The sequence below is a fragment of the Acidovorax sp. SDU_ACID1 genome, from assembly GCF_045291395.1.
Classification (GTDB): Bacteria; Pseudomonadota; Gammaproteobacteria; order Burkholderiales; family Burkholderiaceae_C; genus MR-S7.
This window is the reverse complement of sequence record NZ_CP152342.1, coordinates 1,549,240-1,564,340: the sequence shown is the minus strand read 5'-3', so window position 1 is coordinate 1,564,340 and position 15,101 is coordinate 1,549,240. Positions and strand designations below refer to the sequence as shown.

Here is a 15,101-nt window from a genome sequence, read left to right as displayed (position 1 = left end):
TTCCCCTATGGCGAACCACCTTCTACAGAGGGAAGTGGGGGTACAAAACACCGATTTCACCAGATTTCTGGGTTTGTACCCCCACTTGTACCCCCACTTTTGCTTGGCTGGGCATGGACGGCTGTAGACGGCCATGGACTGCAAGTTGTTGATTCACCAATGAAAAAGGGCGTCCACTGGATTAGTGTGGACGCCCTTGGATGGGGTTATGGTGGAGCTGGCGGGAATTGAACCCGCGTCCGCAAGCCTTCTTCGGGCAGATCTACATGTTTAGCGTTCTGTTTTGAATCTCGCATCCCCCATCGCACAGACGCACGCTATGCGGGATGCCAGCACCCTTGAATCTCGTGCCATGCCAAGGTACCCGGCATGCCACCAGCTGATGTGAATTCCCTTGCAGCCGGGAGGCCTTGCGGCCCCCTTGCCCAGCCCATCAGCGTGCTGTTGCAAGGCTCACCGGTATTTAAGCGGCGAGTGCGAAACGTTCGTCGTTTGCAGTTACTTTAGTGAATGGAGATTTACGAGCGTCACTCAAGCTCGACATGCACCACGCCGATTCCGAACCCACGTCGAAACCGGGACAGCCCCATGGCATCTATTTTAGTCCAGTCCCAGCAGTTTCAAGACCTCGAGCGGAGATTCGGCCATCGCATCCGCTCCCCAGCCCTGCGGGGCGCCGTGAGCGCCCAGGTAGCCGTACATTGCAGCGACCGTACCCATGCCGGCCGCGCGCCCGGCCACGATGTCGCGCTCATCGTCGCCCACGTAAATGCAGTGCTGCGGCGCCACGCCCAACTGTGCAGCGGCCTCCAGCAAGGGGGCGGGATGGGGCTTGGAATGCGGGGTCGTGTCTCCGCTCACGACAGCGCCCGCAGTGCCGAACAACGCCATGCGCTGCGCGATGAGCGAAGTGAAGCGTGTCGCCTTGTTCGTGACGATCCCCCACTGCAGCGCATTGCGGCCCAGTGCCGCCACCAGTTCCGGCACCCCCTCGAACGCATAGGTGCGGTCGTGGATGCAGCGCTCGTAGTTGGTGAAGAACTCTTCTCTCAAGGCGGGAAAGTCCGGGTGTTCAGGGGTGATGCCGAACGCTACCGCCAGCATGCCCCGCGCCCCCGCCCCGGCCATGGAGCGATAGGCGTCCAGCGGCAGCGAAGGCAGCCCGCGGTGGACGCGCAACTGGTCCGCGGCAGAGCCGAGGTCCGGCGCACTGTCGATCAGCGTGCCGTCCAGGTCGAACAGCACGGCGCGGATACCCGCCGATGCGAAGGCACTCATGCGGCGGGACGCCGTGTGGCGAACAGGTAGTTCACGCTGGTGTCGCTGCTGAGCCAGTACCGTCCCGTGAGCGGGTTGTGCTGCATGCCGCGCGTCTGCACTACATCCAGGTCCGCAGCACGGCAGGCAGCGGCCAACTCGCTCGGGCGGATCAGCTTGGCATATTCGTGCGTGCCGCGCGGCAGCATCCTGAGCACGTATTCCGCTCCCACGATCGCCAATGCGAATGCCTTGGCGTTGCGGTTGATGGTGGAGAAGAACACCCAGCCGCCGGGCTTGACCAGTTGCGCGCAGGCGGCTACCACGGAATGCGGATCCGGCACATGCTCCAGCATTTCCATGCAGGTCACGATGTCAAAGGACGCGGGCGCCTCCTGCGCCAGTGCTTCCGCGCTGATTTCGCGGTACTGGATGCGGGGCGTTTGCGCCTCCAGCGCGTGCAGGCGTGCCACGCGCAGTGCCTTGGAGGCCAAATCGATCCCCGTCACCTCCGCGCCCTTGCGCGCCATGGAGTCGGCCAGAATCCCGCCGCCGCATCCCACATCGAGCACCTTGCGTCCATCCAGGGGAGCCAACTGGTCGATCCAGTCCAGGCGCAGAGGATTGATCTGGTGCAGGGGGCGAAACTCGCTGTCCGGGTCCCACCAGCGATGCGCCAGCTCCGAAAACTTGGCCAGTTCGGCCGGGTCGGCATTCACGGATTCATTCATGCGTTCATTGTCCCATGGAGGCTTCGGGCCATAAAAAAAGCCCCGTTTCCGGGGCTTTTTTTCGATCGTGGAGAAGATCAGTTGGAGCGGGTACCCACCACTTCGATTTCCACGCGGCGGTTCTTGGCGCGACCTTCCTTGGTCTTGTTGTCGGCCACGGGCTGCTTCTCACCCTTGCCTTCGGTGTAGACGCGGTTCTTCTCGATGCCCTTGGAGACCAGGTAGGCCTTCACGGCTTCGGCGCGGCGCACCGACAGCTTCTGGTTGTAGGCGTCAGTGCCGATGGAGTCGGTGTGGCCCACGGCAATGATGACTTCCAGGTTGATGCCTTGGATCTTGGAGACCAGATCGTCCAGCTTGGCCTTGCCTTCGGGCTTCAGCACGGACTTGTCGAAGTCGAAGAAAGCGTCGGCGGCGTAGGTCACCTTGCTTGCCACAGCCGGAGCAGCCGGCTTGGGAGCCGGAGCAGGTGCAGCGGCGGGAGCCGGAGCAGGTGCAGCGGCGGGAGCGGGAGCAGCCTTCACCAGAGCGCCATCGCAGCCTTCAGCAGCGGTAGCAGGCGTCCAGTTGGCATCGCGCCAGCACAGTTCGTTGGTACCGTTCTTCCAGACCAGTTCGCCGGAACCGTTCTGCCAGTTGTCGATGACCTTGCCACCGTCTGCGGCCTTCACTTGGGCGCCAGCCGAGGTTGCAATCACGGCAGAGGCCAACAACATCGCCACTTTGTTCAGTTTCTTCATGGTTCTCCTCTTGGGGAAAAAGCCGCAGCCGCGCTGCGAATCATGGACGTCGTCAGTGACCATCACCAAAAACGTTGATTTGATTGTGCCATACGTAACAACGCAAAGGCGGCTTTGGCCGGGCCAGAACCGTAGGACGAAAGCGCAATCCCGGGGTTATGTTGCTCTGCCGCGACACAGTCTTGCACCTAAAATGGACTTTTCCCGCCGCCCTCTTCCCTGCCTGCTGCCTGCCGCCATGACCCAGTTCGCCAAAGAAACCCTGCCCATCAGCCTCGAGGAGGAGATGCGCCGCAGCTATCTGGATTACGCCATGAGCGTGATCGTGGGCCGGGCGCTTCCCGATGCCCGCGACGGCCTCAAGCCCGTGCACCGGCGCGTGCTCTACGCGATGCACGAGCTCAATAACGACTGGAACCGTCCTTATAAGAAGTCGGCCCGTATCGTCGGCGATGTGATCGGTAAGTACCACCCGCACGGCGACAGCGCGGTGTATGACACCATCGTGCGCATGGCGCAGGACTTCTCGCTGCGCCACATGCTGGTGGACGGCCAGGGCAACTTCGGCTCGGTGGACGGCGACAACGCGGCGGCGATGCGCTACACGGAAATCCGCCTCTCGAAGATCGCGCACGAGATGCTGGCGGACATCGACAAGGAAACCGTCGATTTCGGCCCCAACTACGACGGCAGCGAGCAGGAGCCCCTGGTGCTGCCCAGCCGCCTGCCGAACCTGCTGGTCAACGGCTCGGCCGGCATCGCCGTGGGCATGGCGACCAACATCCCGCCGCACAACCTCAACGAAGTGGTTGACGCTTGTTTGCACTTGCTGCGCAACCCCGAGGCGTCGATCGACGAGCTGATGGAGATCATCCCCGCGCCCGACTTCCCCACGGCCGGCATCATCTACGGCATCAACGGCGTGAAGGAGGGCTACCGCACGGGGCGCGGGCGCGTGGTGATGCGCGCCAAGTGCCACTTCGAGGACATCGACAAGGGCCAGCGCCAGGCGATCATCGTCGACGAGCTGCCCTACCAGGTCAACAAGAAGACGCTGCAGGAGCGCATGGCCGAGCTGGTGCACGAGAAGAAGCTCGAGGGCATCAGCCACATCCAGGACGAGTCCGACAAGTCCGGCATGCGCCTGGTGATCGAACTCAAGCGCGGCGAAGTGCCCGAGGTGGTGCTCAACAACCTGTACAAGCAGACACAGTTGCAGGACACCTTCGGCATGAACATGGTGGCGCTGGTGGACGGCCAGCCGCGCCTGTGCAACCTCAAGGAGCTGATCCAGGTCTTCCTGCAGCACCGCCGCGAGGTGGTGACGCGGCGCACCGTGTTCGAGCTGCGCAAGGCGCGCGAGCGCGGCCACGTACTGGAAGGCCTGGCCGTGGCGCTGGCGAACATCGACGAGTTCATCCGCATCATCCGCGAATCGCCCACGCCGCCGGTCGCCAAGGCCGAGCTGATGGCCCGCTCGTGGGACAGCCAGCTGGTGCGCGAGATGCTGACGCGCACCCGCGAGGACGGCGGCGTGGTGAATGCCGACGACTACCGCCCCGAAGGGCTGGAGCGCGAGTACGGCATGCAGGCGGGCGGCCTGTACCGCCTCTCGGACACGCAGGCGCAGGAGATTCTGCAGATGCGCCTGCAGCGCCTCACCGGGCTGGAGCAGGACAAGATCGTCGCCGAGTACAAGGACGTGATGTCCGTGATCGAGGACTTGCTCGACATCCTAGCCCGCCCAGAGCGCGTCTCGACCATCATCGGCGAGGAACTCACCGCCGTGCGCCAGGAGTTCGGCCAGACCAAGCTGGGCGCGCGCCGCAGCCTGATCGAGCACAGCGCGCAGGATCTTTCCACCGAAGACCTGATCACGCCCACCGACATGGTGGTGACGCTGAGCCACACCGGCTACATCAAGAGCCAGCCCCTGTCCGAATACCGCTCCCAGAAGCGCGGCGGGCGCGGCAAGCAGGCCACGGCGACCAAGGAAGACGACTGGATTGACCAGCTTTTCATCGCCAACACGCACGACTACATCCTGTGCTTCTCCAACCGCGGCCGGCTGTACTGGCTCAAGGTATGGGAAGTGCCCGCGGGCTCGCGCGGCTCGCGCGGGCGGCCCATCGTCAATATGTTCCCCTTGCAAGAGGGCGAGAAGATCAACGTGGTGCTGCCGCTCACCGGCGAGTTCCGCAGCTTCCCGGCCGATCATTTCGTATTCATGGCGACCAGCATGGGCACGGTGAAGAAGACGGCCCTCGACGAATTCAGCAACCCGCGCAAGGGCGGCATCATCGCCGTGAACCTGGACGAAGGCGACTACCTCATCGGCGCGGCGCTGACCGACGGTCAGCACGACGTGATGCTGTTCAGCGACGGCGGCAAGGCCGTGCGCTTCGACGAGAACGACGTGCGCCCGCTGGGCCGCCAGGCGCGCGGCGTGCGCGGCATGATGCTCGAAGACGGCCAGAGCGTGATCGCCATGCTGGTGGCCGAAGACGAAACGCAGAGCGTGCTGACCGCCACCGAGAACGGCTACGGCAAGCGCACCCCCATCACCGAATACACCCGCCACGGGCGCGGCACCAAGGGCATGATCGCCATCCAGCAGAGCGAGCGCAACGGCAAGGTCGTGGCCGCCACGCTGGTGCATGCCGACGACGAGATCATGCTCATCACCGACACCGGCGTGCTGGTGCGCACGCGCGTGTCGGAGATCCGTGAACTCGGCCGCGCCACGCAGGGCGTGACGCTGATCAGCCTGGACGAGGGCGCCAAGCTCGGCGGCCTGCAGCGCATCGTGGAGAACGACGCCAACGCCGCCGATGCAGAGGGCGATGCGCCCGCGCCCGCCGACGAGTGAATTTTCAAAAACCATAGCTGCCAGCGCTTGCCAGCCGAGCGCTGGAGGCCTATTTGACCCATAGACCATGAACCGCCCCTACAACTTCTCGGCCGGCCCGGCCGCCATCCCGGAGGAAGTGCTGCAACAGGCCGCCGCCGAAATGCTCGACTGGCACGGCAGCGGCATGGGGGTGATGGAGATGAGCCACCGCGGCAAGGAATTCATCGCCATCTGCGAGCAGGCCGAGGCCGACCTGCGCGAGCTGCTGGCCATCCCGCCGCAGTTCAAGATCCTGTTCATGCAGGGCGGCGGCCTGGCCGAGAACGCCATCGTGCCGCTGAACCTCTCGCGCGCGGCCACGGTGGACTTCGTGGTCACGGGCGCGTGGAGCCAGAAGTCGCGCAAGGAAGCGCAGAAGTACGCGGCCGAGGTCCATACCGCCGCATCGGGCGAGGACAGCCACTTCACCACCCTGCCCGACCCGACCACCTGGCAGCTCTCGCGCGGCGCGAGCTACGTGCACCTGTGCAGCAACGAGACCATCCACGGCGTCGAGTTCCAGCAGCTGCCCGACCTGCGCGCACTCGGCAGCGACGCGCCGCTGGTCATCGACTTCTCCTCGCACGTGGCCTCGCGCCCCGTCGACTGGAGCCGCGTGGGCCTGGCCTTCGGCGGCGCGCAGAAGAACCTGGGCCCGGCCGGCCTGACGCTGGTGGTGGTGCGCGAGGACCTGCTGGGTCACGCCCTGCCCGCCTGCCCCACGGCCTTCGACTACCGCGTGGTGGCCGAGAACCGCTCCATGTTCAACACGCCGCCCACCTGGGGCATCTATGTGGCCGGGCTCACCTTCCAATGGCTCAAGCGCCAGCGCGAGGGCGGCGCCACCGGTGTGGCGGCGATGGAGGCACGCAACATCGCCAAGGCCGCGCTGCTCTACGGCTTCATCGACCAGTCGCAGTTCTACGTGAACAAGGTGGCGCCCACCTGCCGCTCGCGCATGAACGTGCCCTTCTTCCTGCGCGACGAATCGCGCAACGACGCCTTCCTGGCCGGCGCCAGGGAGCGCGGGCTGCTGCAGCTCAAGGGCCACAAGTCCGTGGGCGGCATGCGCGCCAGCATCTACAACGCGATGCCGCTGGCCGGCGTGCAGGCACTGGTGGACTACATGCGCGACTTCGAGCGCAGCGCCGCCTGAAAACCACTCATAAAAAATGAGCTGCTTGCGCTTGAAGGACCAGGGTTTCAGGTAGTTTTCATACCAGAACCCACTACCAGCAAGCGCAGGCAGCTATCAAAACCATGGCAGACAACCCTTCAAGCATCACCCCCCAGGCCAGTCCCGCCCTGGCCGACCTGCGCGTGCAGATCGACTCGCTGGACCACCAGCTGCTCACCCTCCTGAACCAGCGCGCCCACGTGGCCGAGCAGGTGGGCGAGCTGAAGAAACGCGAGGGCACGCCCTTCTTCCGCCCCGACCGCGTGGCCCAGGTGATCGAGAAGATCACCCGCGCCAACCCCGGCCCGCTCAAGGGCGCGCACGTGGCCGCCATCTGGCGCGAGATCATGTCCGCCTGCCTGGCGCTGGAGTCGCCCCAGCGCGTGGCCGTGCTGGGCCCCGAGGGCACGTTCTGCGAGCAGGCGGCCATCGAATACTTCGGCGGCGCGGCCGACCTGATGTACTGCGCCAACTTCGACGAGGTGTTCCACGCCACCGCCGCGGGCAGCGCGCAGTACGGCGTGGTGGGCGTGGAGAACTCCAACGAGGGCGTGGTCACGCGCTCGCTCGACATGTTCCTGCACACCCCCTGCCACGTCGTGGGCGAGGTGAGCCTGCTGGTGCGCCACAACCTGCTGCGCCAGATCCCCTCGGCCGGGGGCATCGAGGCCGTGCTGGCCCACCCCCAGGCGCTGGCGCAGTGCCAGGCCTGGCTGTCCAAGCACCTGCCGCATGCCGAGCGCCGCCCGGTGTCGAGCAACGCCGAGGGCGCCCGCCTGGCCGCCACCAACCCGGCCTGGGCCGGCATCTCCAGCGAGCGCGCGGCCCAGCAGTACGGCCTGCACGTGGTGGCCCACGCCATCCAGGACGACGCCTACAACCGCACCCGCTTCGCCGTCATCTGCCTGCCGCACACGCTGGCCACGCCCGCCCCCTCGGCCAAGGACTGCACCAGCCTCATCATCTCCGTGCCCAACCGCCCCGGCGCCGTGCACGACCTGCTGGTGCCGCTCAAGAAGCACGGCGTGTCCATGACGCGCTTCGAGTCGCGCCCCGCGCGCACCGGACAGTGGGAGTACTACTTCTACATCGACATCGAGGGCCACCCTGCCCAGGCCAACGTCGCCGCCGCGCTGGCCGAGCTACAGGAGCTCGCCGCCTTCTACAAGGTGCTGGGCACGTACCCGGTGGCCGCGTGAGGAAGGGCCGCCATGTTTGAGCAACTCGGCCTCATCGGCTGCGGCCTCATGGGCGGCTCGTTCGCCCTGGCGATGAAGAAGGCAGGCCTGGTCAAGCGCGTGGTGGGCTACAGCAAGTCACCCTCCACCACCGACCGCGCGCGCCAGCTCGGCGTGATCGACGTGGAGGCGCCCTCGGCCCTGCTGGCCGCCGCCGGCGCCGACATCGTGCTGCTGGCCGTGCCCGTGGCCGCTACCGAATCGACGCTCAAGGCCATCCGCCACCTGGTCACGCCGCAGATGCTCATCATGGACGTGGGCTCCACCAAGGCCGACGTGGTGCTGGCCGCGCGCCGCGCGCTGCAAAGCCAGGTCGCCTCCTTCGTGCCCGCCCACCCGATCACCGGGCGCGAAGTATCGGGCGTGGAGCATGCCGACGCCGAGCTGTACCACGGCCGCCAGGTCATCCTCACCCCCACCGAGCGCACCCTCACCGCCCACCTGCAGCGCGCCGAGGCACTGTGGACCCAGCTGGGCTGCCGCGTGAGCAGCATGGCGCCCGAGGCGCACGACGCCGCCTTCGCCGCCGTGAGCCACCTGCCCCACCTGCTGGCGTTCGCCATGATGGGCAGCATCACCGCGCAGCCCGAGGCCGACGACTTCCTCTCGCTGGCGGGCCCGGGCTTTCGCGACTTCACGCGCATCGCCGCCAGCGACCCGAAGATGTGGCGCGACATCCTGCGCGCCAACAGCGCCGAGGTGCTGGCCCAGTCGCGCCTGTTCCAGAAGGCGCTGCACGACCTGGAGGCCGCCATGCAGGAGGGCAGCGAGCAGCCGCTGGAAGACCTGATCACGCTGGCCAGCCAGACCCGCGCCCACTGGCGCATGGGCGCGCAGCGCAAGGGCGCAGCGCAGCCACACAAGGAAGCCTGATGTACCGCACCGCGTTTCTCGACCTGCCCCCGCTGGCGCACGCCGGCGGCGACGTGCGGCTGCCGGGCTCCAAGAGCATCTCCAACCGCGTGCTGCTGCTTGCCGCCCTGAGCGAGGGCACGACCGAGGTGCACGACCTGCTCGCCTCGGACGACACGCGCGTCATGCTCGACGCGCTGCGCCAGCTCGGCTGCGCCGTGGAGGAAGCCGGCGGCGGCCTGGTGCGCATCACCGGCCTGGGACAAGCCGTGCCGCGCTCGCCCGCCGAGCTGTTCATGGGCAACGCCGGCACGGCCATGCGCCCGCTCACCGCGGCGCTGGCGCTGCTCGGCGGCCAGTTCACGCTGTCGGGCGTGCCGCGCATGCACGAGCGCCCCATCGGCGACCTGGTGGACGCCCTGCGCCAGCTCGGCTGCCGCATCGACTACCTCGGCAACGAGGGCTACCCGCCCCTGTCCATCGCCCAGGGCGGCGGCGTGCCGCTCCTGCGCCTGGATGCGCCTATCCGCGTGCGCGGCGACGTGTCCAGCCAGTTCCTCACCGCGCTGCTCATGGCGCTGCCGCTGGTGGCGCGCACGCAGGACGTGGTGATCGAGGTGATGGGCGAGCTGATCTCCAGGCCCTACATCCACATCACCCTGGAGCTGCTGGCGCGCTTCGGCATCGCCGTGCGGCACGAGGCGTGGCAGCGCTTCACCATCCCCGCGGGCAGCCGCTACCGCTCGCCAGGGCGCATCCATGTCGAGGCGGATGCCTCTTCCGCTAGTTATTTCATAGCGCTTGGCGCTTTATCCACGGGCGCTGATGGCCAAAATGGCATCAAGATCCTGGGAGTAGGACTGGACTCCATCCAGGGCGACATCCGCTTCGTCGAAGCCGCGCAGGCCATGGGCGCGCGCGTCGAAGGCGGGCCCAACTGGCTGCACGTCTCGCGCGGCGCATGGCCACTCAAGGCCATCGACCTGGACTGCAACCACATCCCCGACGCGGCGATGACCCTGGCCGTGATGGCGCTCTACGCCGAGGGCACCACCACCCTGCGCAACATCGCGAGCTGGCGCGTCAAGGAAACCGACCGCATCGCCGCCATGACGGCCGAGCTGCGCAAGCTTGGCGCCACGGTCGAGGAAGGCGCCGACTACCTGCGCGTCACCCCGCCCGCCACCGCGGCCGATTGGCGCGCCGCCAGCATCCACACCTACGACGACCACCGCGTGGCCATGTGCTTCTCGCTCGCGGCCTTCAACCCGGCGGGCCTGCCCGTGCGCATCGAAGACCCGCAGTGCGTGGCCAAGACCTTCCCCGACTACTTCGAGGCGCTGTTCCAGGTGGCCCGCTCGCCGGATGCGCGCATCCCCGTGCTGTGCATCGACGGCCCCACCGCCTCGGGCAAGGGCACGGTGGCGGCGGCGGTGGCCGAGCGGCTGGGCTACCACTTCCTCGATTCGGGCAGCCTCTACCGCATCGCCGCGCTGGCCGCCCTGCGCGCCGGCCTGGCGATCGACGCCGCGCACGAGACGCGCATCGCCCAACTGGCGCGTGGCCTGCCCGTGCGCTTCGAGGGCGGCCGCATCCTGCTGGGCGAGGACGACGTGACCGACGCCATCCGCACCGAGGAAGCGGGCATGAACGCCTCGCGCGTCTCCGCCCTGCCCGCCGTGCGCGAGGCCCTGGTAGGGTTGCAGCACGGCTTCAGGCGCCTGCCGGGGCTCGTCGCCGACGGGCGCGACATGGGCACGGTGATCTTTCCCAAGGCGCCGCTCAAGGTCTTCCTCACGGCCAGCGCCGCCTGCCGCGCCGAGCGGCGCCATAAGCAGTTGATTTCCAAGGGGATTTCGGCTAATATCTCCGACCTTCGCGCGGACTTGGAAGCGCGTGACGCACGGGACAGCACCCGCAGCGTCGCGCCCTTGAAGCCCGCTGAAGACGCCGCGCTGCTGGACAGCTCCGCGCTCACGATCGACGAGGCCGTGGCGCAGGTGCTGGACTGGTGGCAGGCACGCCAGCCGTTCGGCACGTAACACGTCCGCACGGCCGGCAAACGGCCCGCACGGCTCCCTCCGCGCCCTGACAGCGCACCGGCCGTGCGGTTCATCCACCCTGACCCGCGGTGCAACCACCGCACAACCTCCGCAGGCAGTCTTAGAAACGGTGGCAATGGTGCCGCCGGAAACCTGTCCGTGGCTTGAGGAAATACATGTCTGAATCTTTTGCCGCCCTGTTTGAAGAATCGCTGCAACGCACCGAAATGCGTCCGGGCGAGGTCATCACCGCCGAAGTCGTGCGCGTGGAGCACAACTTCGTCGTCGTGAACGCTGGCCTGAAGTCCGAAGCCTACGTGCCGATCGACGAATTCAAGAACGACCAGGGCGAGATCGAAGTCCAGGTGGGCGACTTCGTGTCCGTGGCCATCGGCTCCATCGAGAACGGCTACGGCGACACCATCCTGTCGCGCGACACCGCCAAGCGCCTGGCTTCGTGGCTGGCACTGGAAAAGGCGCTGGAATCCGGCGACTTCGTGACCGGCACGACCTCCGGCAAGGTCAAGGGCGGCCTGACGGTGCTGGTCAACGGCATCCGCGCCTTCCTGCCCGGCTCGCTGATCGACACCCGTCCCGTCAAGGACCTGACTCCGTACGAAAACAAGACGATGGAGTTCAAGGTCATCAAGCTCGACCGCAAGCGCAACAACGTGGTGCTGAGCCGCCGCGCCGTGGTGGAAGCCTCCATGGGCGAAGAGCGCGCCAAGCTGATGGAAACGCTCAAGGAAGGCGCCATCGTGCAGGGCGTGGTCAAGAACATCACCGAATACGGTGCGTTCGTGGACCTGGGCGGCATCGACGGCCTGCTGCACATCACCGACATGGCATGGCGCCGCGTTCGCCACCCCTCCGAGGTGGTGCAGGCCGGCCAGGAAATCACGGCCAAGATCCTCAAGTTCGACACCGAGAAGAACCGCGTCTCGCTGGGCCTCAAGCAAATGGGCGACGATCCCTGGCTGGGCGTGTCGCGCCGCTACCCCTCGGGCACGCGCCTGTTCGGCAAGGTCACGAACATCGCCGACTACGGCGCGTTCGTCGAGCTGGAGCCCGGCATCGAAGGCCTGGTGCACGTCTCCGAGATGGACTGGACCAACAAGAACGTCGCTCCCTCCAAGCTCGTGTCGCTGGGCGACGAAGTCGAAGTCATGGTCCTGGAGATCGACGAAGACAAGCGCCGCATCAGCCTGGGCATGAAGCAGTGCAAGGCCAACCCCTGGCAGGAATTCGCGCAGAACACCAAGCGCGGCGACCGCGTCAAGGGCCCGATCAAGTCCATCACCGACTTCGGCGTGTTCGTGGGCCTGGCTGCCGGCATCGACGGCCTGGTGCACCTGTCCGACCTGTCGTGGAACGAGCCCGGCGAATCCGCCGTGCGCAACTACAAGAAGGGCCAGGAAGTCGAGGCCATCGTGCTGGCCGTGGACGTGGACCGCGAGCGCATCTCCCTGGGCATCAAGCAGCTCGACGGCGACCCGTTCACCACCTTCGTGACGGTGAACGACAAGGGCCAGACCGTGTCCGGCAAGGTCAAGACGGTTGACGCGCGCGGCGCCGAGATCGACCTGGGCGAAGACATCGTGGGCTACCTGCGCGCTTCGGAAATCTCCCGCGACCGCGTGGAAGACGCCCGCAACGTGCTCAAGGAAGGCGACGAAATCACCGCCGTGGTGGTCAACGTGGATCGCAAGACCCGCAACATCCAGCTGTCGATCAAGGCCAAGGACATGGCCGACGAGCAAGGCGCCATGGCCCACCTGTCGGCCCAGTCGGCCAAGGAAAACGCCGGCACCACCAGCCTGGGCGCCCTGCTGCGCGCCAAGCTGGACAACTCCGACAAGTAAGCCGGAGCCTGTCTCCAGGCACTGAACCGGCCGCCATCCTCCGGGGTGGCGGCCACCGCAGCGGGCGCCACGGCGCCCGCTGCTTTTTGCCCCGCTACGCACCCGAGAACACCATGACCCGATCTGACCTCGTCGAAGAACTGGCCGCCCGCTTCGGCCAGCTCACCCAGCGCGATGCCGAGTACGCCGTCAAGACCATTCTGGATGCCATCGGCGATGCCCTGGTGCGCGGGCACCGCATCGAGATCCGCGGGTTCGGCAGCTTTTCCGTCAACCGCCGCCCGCCCCGCATGGGCCGCAATCCGCGCAGCGGCGAAGCCGTGCAGATCCCCGAAAAGCGCGTGCCGCACTTCAAGCCCGGCAAGGCCCTGCGCGAGGCCGTGGACCAGCGCACCGGCGCGCCGGAACAGCAAAAACCATAGCTGCCTGCGCTTGCTGGACAAGCACTGGAGCCTTGTTTTACCCCTAAAACGCCGCGAACGGCACCGTGCGGGTGGCAGACCGTAGAATCTCGCCACCACTGGGGAGCCGCATGAAATACCTCCTGTGGCTGCTCAAGGCAGCCATTTTTTTCACCCTCTTCGCCTTCGCGCTGAACAACCAGCAGGACACCACGGTGCACTTCTTCTTCGGCACCCGGTGGAACGCGCCGCTGGTGCTGATCGTGCTGGCCGCGTTCACGCTGGGCGTCGCCGTCGGCGTGCTGGGCATGGTGCCCCGCTGGTGGCGCCACCGCAGCGCGGTGCGCCGCATCCAGGCGGAGCAGCCTGCCGCCGCAGTGGCGGCCCCGCCCGCGCCCGAGTCCGCCCTGCCCCCGACCATCCATGGAATTTGACCTCAGTTGGCTCCTGCTGGGGCTGCCGCTGGCCTTCGGGCTGGGCTGGCTCGCCTCGCGCTTCGACCTGCGCCAGCTGCGCGACGAGAACCGCCGCGCGCCCAAGGCCTACTTCAAGGGGCTGAACTACCTGCTCAATGAACAGCAGGACCAGGCCATCGACGCCTTCATCGAGGCCGTGCAGAACGACCCCGACACCACCGAACTGCACTTCGCCCTGGGCAACCTGTTCCGCCGCCGCGGCGAATACAACCGCGCCGTGCGCGTGCACGAGCACCTGCTCTCGCGCGGCGACCTCTCCCGCGCCGACCGCGAGCGTGCCCAGCACGCGCTGGCGCTCGACTTCCTCAAGGCCGGCCTGCTCGACCGCGCCGAAGACGCGCTGCGCCGCCTGGAAGGCTCGCCCTTCGAGGCCCAGGCCCGCATGGCCCTGCTGGCCATCTACGAGCGCTCGCGCGACTGGCCCCAGGCCACCGAGATCGCGCAGCGCATGCAGGCCGCGCAGCAGGGCGACTTCAGCACCCGCCAGGCCCACTACCTGTGCGAGCAGGCCCTGGCACAGGCCGCGCGGGGGAAACCGCCGCCGCCCAGGCCCTGCTCGCGCAGGCCATCGCGATCGCGCCGCGCGCACCGCGCGCGCGCATCGAGCTGGCGCGCCTGCAGCAGCGCACGGGCGACGCCGCCGCGGCGCTGCACACCCTGCTGGAGCTGCCCCAGGCGGCCCCCGCCGCGCTGCCCCTGGCCGCGCCCCTGCTCGTGGAAACCGCCCAGGCCACCGGCCGCGCCGAACAGGCCCTGGCCCTGCTGCAGGCGCACTACCAGGACATGCCCTCGCTCGACCTGCTGGACGCCATCGTGGCGCTGGAAACAGGCGGCAGCACGCCCCAGGACGCGCGCGGCTGGTACGTGCGCCACCTGGAAAAAGAGCCCTCGCTCGTGGCCGCGACCAAATGGCTGGCCGGCGAGACGCTGGCGCACGAGCAGTTCCACCCGCAGATCCAGCGCGCGCTCGAGCAGGCCGCCAAGCCACTCACGCGCTACCGCTGCGCGGCCTGCGGCTTCGAGGCGCGCCAGCACTTCTGGCAATGCCCCGGCTGCCAGACCTGGGACAGCTACCCCGCCCGCCGCGTGGAGGAGCTGTGAACGCCCCGCGGCGCCTGCTGTGCCTGGGCGCGCTGCTGCTGCACGCGGCCTGCGCCCTGGCGGCGGTGGAAGTGAACCAAGCGGGCGTGGCCGACCTGGACGGCGTCAAGGGCATCGGCCCCGCGCTCTCCGGCCGCATCCTGGCCGAGCGCGCCCGGGGGCCGTTCAGCGACTGGCGCGACCTCATCGCCCGCGTCAAGGGCATCGGCCCCGCGGCGGCCGGCCGGCTGTCGGCCGAGGGCCTCACCGTGAACGGCGCCGCGTACCCGCAGGCGGCCCGCCGGCCCCCCTCCACGGCACCCGGCCATTGAAACCATGGGCAGACGCTGACCCA

Annotated in this window: 12 protein-coding genes, 1 other RNA gene and 1 pseudogene; 10 read left to right on the top strand and 4 right to left on the bottom strand. The window is 67.5% G+C overall.

Features of this window, described 5'->3' with window-relative positions; genetic code table 11:
• Positions 1-209 precede the first annotated feature (209 nt).
• The 4 genes from ssrA to ompA form a co-directional block, all read right to left on the bottom strand.
• Positions 210-588, bottom strand: a transfer-messenger RNA (tmRNA) gene (gene ssrA, locus AAG689_RS07730).
• Between the two features lie 12 nt (positions 589-600).
• On the bottom strand, positions 601-1,278 hold the full coding sequence (locus AAG689_RS07725) for an HAD family hydrolase (RefSeq protein WP_406625448.1): 678 nt from the start codon (positions 1,276-1,278) through the stop codon (positions 601-603).
• Positions 1,275-1,988 (bottom strand): bifunctional 2-polyprenyl-6-hydroxyphenol methylase/3-demethylubiquinol 3-O-methyltransferase UbiG, encoded by a 714-nt coding sequence (ubiG, locus tag AAG689_RS07720; RefSeq protein ID WP_406625447.1) that lies wholly within the window; start codon positions 1,986-1,988, stop codon positions 1,275-1,277. The genes AAG689_RS07725 and ubiG overlap by 4 nt, the downstream gene beginning before the upstream one ends.
• 77 nt (positions 1,989-2,065) lie before the next feature.
• On the bottom strand, positions 2,066-2,728 hold the full coding sequence (gene ompA, locus AAG689_RS07715; protein ID WP_406625446.1) for an outer membrane protein OmpA: 663 nt from the start codon (positions 2,726-2,728) through the stop codon (positions 2,066-2,068).
• Between the two features lie 238 nt (positions 2,729-2,966).
• Between ompA and gyrA the strand changes: the two genes are divergently transcribed.
• From gyrA to AAG689_RS07665, 10 genes and pseudogenes are all read left to right on the top strand, one after another.
• Complete coding sequence (gyrA, locus tag AAG689_RS07710; RefSeq protein ID WP_020228023.1) at positions 2,967-5,597, top strand: DNA gyrase subunit A; 2,631 nt, start codon at positions 2,967-2,969, stop codon at positions 5,595-5,597.
• 67 nt (positions 5,598-5,664) lie between these two features.
• Positions 5,665-6,774, top strand: coding sequence for a 3-phosphoserine/phosphohydroxythreonine transaminase (gene serC / locus AAG689_RS07705; protein ID WP_406625445.1), 1,110 nt, complete (start codon positions 5,665-5,667; stop codon positions 6,772-6,774).
• Between the two features lie 104 nt (positions 6,775-6,878).
• The gene (pheA, locus tag AAG689_RS07700) at positions 6,879-7,994 is read left to right on the top strand and encodes a prephenate dehydratase (protein WP_020228021.1); all 1,116 of its coding nucleotides are present in this window, start codon (positions 6,879-6,881) and stop codon (positions 7,992-7,994) included.
• Between the two features lie 12 nt (positions 7,995-8,006).
• Positions 8,007-8,906 (top strand): prephenate dehydrogenase, encoded by a 900-nt coding sequence (locus tag AAG689_RS07695; protein WP_406625444.1) that lies wholly within the window; start codon positions 8,007-8,009, stop codon positions 8,904-8,906.
• Positions 8,906-10,927 (top strand): bifunctional 3-phosphoshikimate 1-carboxyvinyltransferase/cytidylate kinase, encoded by a 2,022-nt coding sequence (locus tag AAG689_RS07690; protein ID WP_406625443.1) that lies wholly within the window; start codon positions 8,906-8,908, stop codon positions 10,925-10,927. Before AAG689_RS07695 ends, AAG689_RS07690 begins: the two co-directional genes overlap by 1 nt.
• Before the next feature lie 176 nt (positions 10,928-11,103).
• Positions 11,104-12,789: a 30S ribosomal protein S1 gene (rpsA, locus tag AAG689_RS07685; RefSeq protein ID WP_020228018.1), complete on the top strand. Its 1,686-nt coding sequence runs from the start codon at positions 11,104-11,106 to the stop codon at positions 12,787-12,789.
• 86 nt (positions 12,790-12,875) lie between these two features.
• Positions 12,876-13,211 carry an integration host factor subunit beta gene (locus AAG689_RS07680; protein WP_020228017.1) on the top strand — a complete coding sequence of 112 codons (336 nt, stop codon included), beginning with the start codon at positions 12,876-12,878 and terminating at the stop codon, positions 13,209-13,211.
• A 110-nt stretch (positions 13,212-13,321) separates the two neighbouring features.
• Positions 13,322-13,624: a lipopolysaccharide assembly LapA domain-containing protein gene (locus AAG689_RS07675; RefSeq protein ID WP_406625442.1), complete on the top strand. Its 303-nt coding sequence runs from the start codon at positions 13,322-13,324 to the stop codon at positions 13,622-13,624.
• Positions 13,614-14,767 (top strand): annotated as a pseudogene (gene lapB, locus AAG689_RS07670) (lipopolysaccharide assembly protein LapB). Before AAG689_RS07675 ends, lapB begins: the two are co-directional and overlap by 11 nt.
• Positions 14,764-15,078, top strand: coding sequence for a ComEA family DNA-binding protein (locus AAG689_RS07665; protein WP_406625441.1), 315 nt, complete (start codon positions 14,764-14,766; stop codon positions 15,076-15,078). The pseudogene lapB and the gene AAG689_RS07665 overlap by 4 nt, the downstream one beginning before the upstream one ends.
• Positions 15,079-15,101: the final 23 nt, after the last annotated feature.

Excerpts from the sequence above, each read along its gene's own strand:
- AAG689_RS07725 (WP_406625448.1), bottom strand. The coding sequence starts at position 1,278 with ATGAGTGCCTTCGCATCGGCGGGTATCCGCGCCGTGCTGTTCGACCTG.
- ubiG (WP_406625447.1), bottom strand. The coding sequence starts at position 1,988 with ATGAATGAATCCGTGAATGCCGACCCGGCCGAACTGGCCAAGTTTTCG.
- ompA (WP_406625446.1), bottom strand. The coding sequence starts at position 2,728 with ATGAAGAAACTGAACAAAGTGGCGATGTTGTTGGCCTCTGCCGTGATT.
- gyrA (WP_020228023.1), top strand. The coding sequence starts at position 2,967 with ATGACCCAGTTCGCCAAAGAAACCCTGCCCATCAGCCTCGAGGAGGAG.
- serC (WP_406625445.1), top strand. The coding sequence starts at position 5,665 with ATGAACCGCCCCTACAACTTCTCGGCCGGCCCGGCCGCCATCCCGGAG.
- pheA (WP_020228021.1), top strand. The coding sequence starts at position 6,879 with ATGGCAGACAACCCTTCAAGCATCACCCCCCAGGCCAGTCCCGCCCTG.
- AAG689_RS07695 (WP_406625444.1), top strand. The coding sequence starts at position 8,007 with ATGTTTGAGCAACTCGGCCTCATCGGCTGCGGCCTCATGGGCGGCTCG.
- AAG689_RS07690 (WP_406625443.1), top strand. The coding sequence starts at position 8,906 with ATGTACCGCACCGCGTTTCTCGACCTGCCCCCGCTGGCGCACGCCGGC.
- rpsA (WP_020228018.1), top strand. The coding sequence starts at position 11,104 with ATGTCTGAATCTTTTGCCGCCCTGTTTGAAGAATCGCTGCAACGCACC.
- AAG689_RS07675 (WP_406625442.1), top strand. The coding sequence starts at position 13,322 with ATGAAATACCTCCTGTGGCTGCTCAAGGCAGCCATTTTTTTCACCCTC.